Annotated in this window: 5 protein-coding genes and 1 pseudogene; all 6 read right to left on the reverse strand. The window is 45.0% G+C overall.

Going from position 1 to position 7,277, the window contains the following annotated elements; translation table 11 throughout:
* Positions 1-206: 206 nt before the first annotated feature.
* The gene (locus FJM67_RS16560) at positions 207-1,319 is read right to left on the reverse strand and encodes a caspase family protein (RefSeq protein ID WP_140591692.1); all 1,113 of its coding nucleotides are present in this window, start codon (positions 1,317-1,319) and stop codon (positions 207-209) included.
* A 4-nt stretch (positions 1,320-1,323) separates the two neighbouring features.
* Positions 1,324-3,834: a GAP1-N1 domain-containing protein gene (locus FJM67_RS16565; RefSeq protein ID WP_140591695.1), complete on the reverse strand. Its 2,511-nt coding sequence runs from the start codon at positions 3,832-3,834 to the stop codon at positions 1,324-1,326.
* A 4-nt stretch (positions 3,835-3,838) separates the two neighbouring features.
* Complete coding sequence (locus FJM67_RS16570; RefSeq protein ID WP_140591698.1) at positions 3,839-4,714, reverse strand: TRAFAC clade GTPase domain-containing protein; 876 nt, start codon at positions 4,712-4,714, stop codon at positions 3,839-3,841.
* A 3-nt stretch (positions 4,715-4,717) separates the two neighbouring features.
* The gene (locus tag FJM67_RS16575; RefSeq protein ID WP_219846034.1) at positions 4,718-5,671 is read right to left on the reverse strand and encodes an ATP-binding protein; all 954 of its coding nucleotides are present in this window, start codon (positions 5,669-5,671) and stop codon (positions 4,718-4,720) included.
* A 7-nt stretch (positions 5,672-5,678) separates the two neighbouring features.
* Positions 5,679-6,983 carry a GTPase-associated system all-helical protein GASH gene (locus FJM67_RS16580; RefSeq protein ID WP_140591701.1) on the reverse strand — a complete coding sequence of 435 codons (1,305 nt, stop codon included), beginning with the start codon at positions 6,981-6,983 and terminating at the stop codon, positions 5,679-5,681.
* A 165-nt stretch (positions 6,984-7,148) separates the two neighbouring features.
* A pseudogene (locus FJM67_RS16585) lies at positions 7,149-7,277 on the reverse strand (IS5/IS1182 family transposase); the annotation flags it as partial.

Here is a 7,277-nt window from a genome sequence, read left to right on the forward strand (position 1 = left end):
AAATAGCTCTTTACGGGTTTTGCTGCGTTTACTGGTGAATTCGGTGTCGGCAAAGGAGAGCTGGTTCATGGTTGGCAGGAGGCGTAGTCAGATCAAGTCGGCTAGATTGTCTCACATTGCCGACTTAATCGCATGTTTGCTAAAATATGGGTCCCAAACCTTTTCTCCGACATAAAATGTCATCAGTCTCACAGAGATATGTAAAGCTACAATACTTCAAATTTCCCTAAATCCGGGTGGTTAGGGAAATCTTCAATAGCAGATTCGACCAAGCTTTTGAAATTGATATTCCGTCCACCTCCACCTTGTTTCAATGTACGTATAGCCGCGTGCCAAGCCGCTTGGCCGCTACGTCTGGTTTGCAGACGGGATAAATCTCCCCCAGCACGGCTCCAAATTTCCTCGTCTTCTGGGCCCATTGGGTATAATTCGATTAAAAGCTTTTCCAGCTCTCCCCATTCCGGCTGAATTTTAGGATTAACAGATGGTACCCTCTGTGTCGAAGTATTCAGAGACTTATTACCGCCCTGATTAAGCGCAATCGCAAAGTTGTTTTCTAAATTATCAGCTTTAAAAATTGGATGCTGCGTATCTGGTATTAGCTTAGGCACTTCATTAGATATGTAATTGAATAGATCGAACACTTTAATCAAACCGCTTGCATCCTTGTCTGCTGCTCCACGTAATCCAGACAATAAAGTGGTTGTAAACACACTATTCCTAGCATTCGTAAAAACATTCGAAACTTCATCTTCACGGCATGATGCTATAAGTACACGACCAGTGCCTGCGGCTAATTTTTCGAAAGTATTTTGACTAAAACCAGATTTGAGTACGTTACCTTTATCATCCGAGAGAGCTTTTCCAATTGCAGCTCCACCTGCGTGGCAGGCATCAATCAATACAAGAAGCTGTTTTGATTTGATCTGCGAAAATGCATGAGCTAGCTCGTCAGAACTTATAGATGTATTTTTAATGTCATTCAAATCGGTATCCACTGTAGCTAACACACTATCTTCATTTCCCTGGTCACCGATGAATCTTCCTCCATGACCCGAGAAGAATATGCAGACAGAGTCATCTGGATTCACTCTTTTAGCCAATTCAGCCAAGCCATCCAATACAGATGTTCTAGTAGCGTCTGCATCCAATAGCACTGTGACATTGTTATTGGAATAGCCACAATAACTTGGTGATACGAGTGTCGTGGCAACATCGTTCGCATCGTTTAGTACGGCATCTGGCAGACTAGAAACATTCTGATAATTAGCCACACCGATAAGCAAGGCATGGCCTTGCGGATATCCTATAGAGGTCATTTATTCACCACGGTAATTTACTTCTGCTTATTCCTAGGATGTCAGAATCATTGGAAAAAAACTTTAGTTCTTCATTTTCAGGAAAGTCATCAAGCATAGTTTCCATAAGTTTCTTGGATTTTAGACTACCTCCAGACCGAATCTTGTTTAGAGCTGAATGCCAGCGTGTTAACCCACTCTGGCTCTGATTCAGAAGATCCCAATTATTCCCTCCTGCTCGGGACCACAGCTCATCGGTATCAGGCCCATTAGGGTATAAGTCACATACTAACCTTTCTAAAGCGCTCCACTTATCTGAAGCACTCGGTTTTGATATGCCAAGCCTCCAAGCCGTGTACCAATCGAGGAACTCGTTACAAATCGTTAAGCACGGTTTTAAGTCAGTCCTGTACGGAGCATGGTGACTTGCCAGATGCCTTACAGCAGCCTTCCAGCGTCTCGAAAACATTAGCCTTCCCAGTTGTTCCGCTTCGGAGTGTTGGATTGGTCTCACAGTGTTTAGAAGGTCACCAGCCCATGAGATGAAATTCTCTTCTTTAAAAGATGGGAGGCTGCTGATCATTGAAACACGAGTAGTAATAGATATGGTTGGCTTTGCAAGTGCCTGAGCTAGTGCAGTACTGCTTACAATGGCCTGCTCAAGTTCAGCTTCTAATTGTTCTTCTGAAGTGGATTGCTCTGCACTTTCTACCCAGCCAAAAACAGTGGCCTGTAGATAACGATCACAAGTCCTGGCTGGAAGGAGTTTCCATAAGTTCTCTCTATCTGGTGCTTCATATAGATTGGCTAAAGGAGTATTTGCCAGTACTTCGAGCAGTCTATTATCAATGGGACTTCCGTTTTCCAGCATTACTAGCAGTGTATCTCGGGCATTTATCGGGTCACTTGGAGAGTTCCACCGTGTAGGTTTCTTCTCTATAGAGAGTCTCCAAACCTGTTGTTCGATAATATCTTTGCACAGGATATCGTGCAAAATTTCTGGATGGTTAACAGCTAATTCTGAAGCCCATTCAATTAAGCGCGAATCTTTGAATTTTACTGCATATGCCAATACCTGAGCTGGAGTAGCGAATCTAAGTGCGGCTCTAATACCAGAATCCTTAGATGAATCAGTATCTATCTGGATCTGCTGCTCAACTGCTTCCAACGGTGATAATACAGATCCCAGTACGGCCCCATGTGCAACTATCCACTGCTTCTTTAGTAGCGGGGTAAGCAAAGCTGAAGTTTTGGGTGGAGATAGTTTGTTTGGGATCGCTAACACGAGCTCTGACTCAATATCATCAGTTTTTGGCAAGATAGAAATAGCAGCTGAAAACGCATCATTAGCAAGCGGAACGCAGCGCCATATACCTCTAAACAATGACGAAGGCTTTTTATGGGCTACTGTTTTTAACGCTGCCTGAATGCTCTCGCGCCAATCATATATCGCAAGATCCGGATTGACTGAGTATATGAACAGGCTGCTCAAGTCATCATCGTTCACCTCACCAAAGTCGAGATTGCAGACTCTGTTTTCGACGGCATTCCACATCTCCTTGGTATCGTTAAACCCAACTAATGTCAGGTTTCTCATTACTAGAAGCTGCTTGAGAGTTGCTTTGGATATTAAGGCACTAATCTTACTGATCAGGCTGGTTTTAAGCTTTTTACCAAGTTCTGGGTTCTTAGAGAGACCTTCGGTCAAACGTAGCGCACCAAGTAAACAATCAACATCGAAATTATCTGAAAGCAGAGCATTCAAACGCTCTAACCTAGCTAACATTGTCAATGAATCTAGTTTTATTTCCAGACTATTAGCCAGTTTCAGGATTGGGGTGACATCAGCATGACCACAAAGAATCCGTGCGATTTCGGACATTGGTAAAGCAGAGTTTTGATTGATTAGATTCTGGTTTATCCAAAGAGATTGTAGTTTCTCTGGACTACAAACAATCGATGGCTTTGGGTCATCAACAATGTCTTTTGGACTAAAACTTAAACGAAAAGAGAATGTTCGCCTTAGATCTGGCCAAAGGTTTTTCCATAGAGAGCAAACCAGCTCTTCAAACCCTGTTACCCCGAGCCAAATTGCTGTTCGCCCTGCTGGATCTGATAGTGCATTGGCCGCTGCTATTAGTTCTGTATCTGGAGACGATTTACAAAGAGAAGGGACGAGCATCAGTGGTGATAGATTGTCAGGAAATTCATCTGCACTTGAAAACAAACATTCAAACAGAAAGGCGAAGTCTTCAATATGAGCTATTTCCTCAATACGAATGATCAGAGCATGGGTTAATACCATGCCACTTCGAGATGCGCTTGGATCCAGAAATGTTCGAGCTATCACATATTGATCATCAATAGGAAAACCACGTACAAATGGCGACCAATTAGATATTCCCAGAGGAATGCTATCTGGTAGATCTAGGTGAGAAGCGAGACTCTTGGCTAACTCAGAATTCTTCATACTAGAAGTTCTTAAGCCGTGTCCTCTGCCAGATACCTCTCCATAGACAGCTTGTTCGATGCGCATATTCTCAGGTCTCTTTAGCCATCAAGCGTTGTATCGGTAGAGTAATGTCCTTATTTTGAGAGCCATCAGGCAATATTACATAGCCAAACTCTTCAGGCCCTTGTATCTCATACTCTTCATCTGGTGAATCTATACTGAGTGGGCGGCCAAGAGCAGAAAGACCATAGATTTCTGGAGATTTCCAGTTGCTTGACAAAAATGACCATAGCATTGGAAGTCTCGAAGCGAGTAGCTGCTCTGGTAGCTCGGTTGCTTCCAACTCATCCCAACAGCTTAATAAAATCGTCAGTCGCGGCTGTTTAAGTGGTTGATCCAAATTAGCTTTGGAAAAGTAGAGTAGTATCTGAAGAAGCTCAATTGCTCTTGCCTGATCTGATATTTCAAACGCGTCAGATTGTTCACCATCAGCATGTTGGTCGCTAGCCTTGACCTGATCGTTCTCTTTTTTGCATTCAAACAGCGTATGAAAAGGACGAGAGAGTTGATCTTCTTCGATGCGTATGGATTGCAGTCTGAGCATTAGAACCCAATCGGTTGCCCCCACCACACGTTCTTTCCATTTGACGGGTATTTGACGCTGAGCGACTAGACTACTAACTTGCTCGCCCCCATAATCTGGCCAGACAAGTTCTGCCTTGCCACCTTCATAGCTAGTAACCGGCCATACGCTTTCCAAGTAAGCTTCCGAAGGTGTATGAGCTGTCGCTTTTCCTTCAGTTAAACACGCCAAGGCATTGGTGAAAGCTTCAACATTTGTAGGGGCCCCAGACATTTGGAGTGAACACTCCCTGACCATCAGACGCTTCAGGAATTGAGCTCCATAGTGAGTTTTCCCTACATTCGATTCGCCAATTAAAAGAATGCTTCGTTCAACTGTCATCGTTTATTTCCTACCAAATCGAAACAGAGGATCGTGATTGACTGGGGCTGTTTCTGGTAAAACCACACCAGAACGCTTAAAAGAAAAGACCCAATCAAATAGCTCATGGAAGCATTGCGCCGAGGGAGCATTAGTATCTCTTATGCTGAGAGTGAACTCAGGAAGATCAGACGAATAAGAAGACACAGCTTTTCTTATCGCCTCCTCCATGGCTGGTACTACTTCAATATCTCCTTTTGTCCAGACAAGGGCCATCGGCCGCCCATCCATTTCTGAGATTACTCGTTGTGCAAGTAGCTGAAAGTCATTTCGTGCTCGTCCTCTTCCAGGTCCTGCCAGAGCTTCTCTATCTGCAATGAGCAAAATTACATCTGCGTGTTCACTAATCCAGCGGGCACCTTCAGCATCCTCGGATTGCTGGTTGACGGACCACTTCTGAAACCACTCCCCGGGAGCATCAGCAAACAGGAAATCACATAATTCATGGTTCTGACGAAAGGCCAGATGAAGCATTCCTGGAGATCTTGATAACCCGCTCGGGGTATGTGCTGGAAAATTGGGGGGCTGACCAGGCTGCCAACGTAAGCTGTTGGCTACAGCTTCCCAACCTGAGAGCGTGTATGAGTTACTGAATCTGTGCTTCTCAGACTTGTAGGCTCCCCGGCTTAGCAACAAATATAAGGCGGCTAGAATAGTAGTCTTCCCCGCACTTTCCGGCCCAACAATACCGACAGTGATGGGTTTGCCCTTGCCTGTAATAAAGTTAAGGTCAGTCCCACCCATTGCTAGACCATTCCATGGCAGCATCATATGCTCAGACATCGCCTGATCCTTTTGGGCCTGATTGTCGTCCTCGTGATCTTTGTTCCACGCAGGACATTGCTGCAGAGTCATATAACCGTCAGCACAAGAAGTATTATCATCCGCAAAACAGTTGGGGTTAAAGCACTTTTCCATAGCTGCCTTAGCTCTTTTCAGTTTGCTGGAATTGTTCGCTTTGGGTTGCCCGTGCGCTCTGGAGCTCGCGGAAGAGATATGCTCCCCAAGCAGCTGGGTCTAACTTATGTTGGGGATCAATACCTGAAAACGCTAATAAGGCCGCAGTGTCTTCAATATTCGCAGACTGCGGGTAACCGATCAGCGATAACAGAGGACCTCGCCCAGTTGGAGAAGGTGCGTATTCTGCTGCCAACGTCCGGAATGGCTGCATGAACTCAGTCGTTCTTGCCGCATGAAGCAACTTTGAAAACTCTTGTTCTTCATCATTTGCTTGTAAGCTACGAATCGCTTCTTTCAAAAAGGCTGAGACGCTTGCTGGTGAATAGCTTGGCACCTGTTGATGCAGGTCCAGAGCCATAAGAGCTGCAGCTTCGAACGCAGGTAGGTCAAGATAACTTTCGTGGACACTGGGAGAATAGAGAGCTTCTTTCCACCAAAGCAGATTGGTTCGACGTTGCAAGCCAGCAGTTGCTCCACTAAAACTGGTTAGCGCTTTATCAACGTGGCCTGCGACAGCTTTTGCCAATGCAGACAGTGGACCAGAAATATCTATAGGATTTGAAGTTAGCTTTGCTGCGATTTCATCAATAGAATTAGCAATAGCGTCTCCCATCATAGGTGAAAATTCGTTAGCCCAGTGCGGGGGGCTGTTGGGGTTATATTGATTGCTGGGTGTACTTCCACCCGGCCCTGCAGCAGAGCGGATTTTTTGCTTAAGTTCATCACGGTCTACAACTGGAGCTTCAAGCTCCTGCGCTTTTGAAGCTGAGGCTTTATAACGTAATGGAGAGACAGTAATCATTTCCGGCGTCGCCCATTCCGACTCAGCCCGAGCATCAACTTTGGTTTCGATTTCGCTAACAGCAGTCTTCCAGACCTGGCTCTCGGAAGAGCTTTCAGAATAAGCAAGAGCATTTCGAGCTGTATTGACGAAGGCTACGGCAATCGAGTCTTCTTTGCGAGCTGACTGAACCAGTGCTTCAAGCAGTATTGCCCGCAGTAAAGCCACTGGAACCCCTCCCTTGTATGCATTGGCAACAGTTGTCCAATGAGCACGCAGTGCCTGCATAGCTTCTTCTATGGTTGGGTCAGTGCTGAGTATATTGGGGGCAGCTGCAACCAATGTGTATCGTATAGTTCTCGATGGCGAGTCCTGAAGGACTGACGATAAATCTGTAGCGGTGGATCGGAGTTTTTCGAGTCTGGAATCGTCTCCATTGAGATCAATAACTCCATGTTCAAGAAACGTTAACAAATACTCTTGCGTCATTACTTACCTCTGTCGGCAGCAGTCTGCCACCATCCCTAGTTTTTCAAATAATTTTACACTTAGTAAGTTTATAGTCAAAACTTTGGATCATTAGGTACTATCAATAACTTCGTATTTCGAGAGAATCTTTGAATAGTTGATTAACCGTTCCCTTGGGGTGTAGTGGTACCACTGCTTCCCCTTTTGTGTTTGGCGCATCTTAGGATCACGGGCGTTAGATTTATTTTTAGTGGAACTTGCTGCCTCAATGATCGTCGCATCCACGATCGTCCCTTCTTTAAAGTAGATACCGGA

The organism is Maribrevibacterium harenarium (assembly GCF_006385675.1).
GTDB classification, from domain to species: Bacteria; Pseudomonadota; Gammaproteobacteria; order Pseudomonadales; family Marinomonadaceae; genus Marinomonas; species Marinomonas harenarium.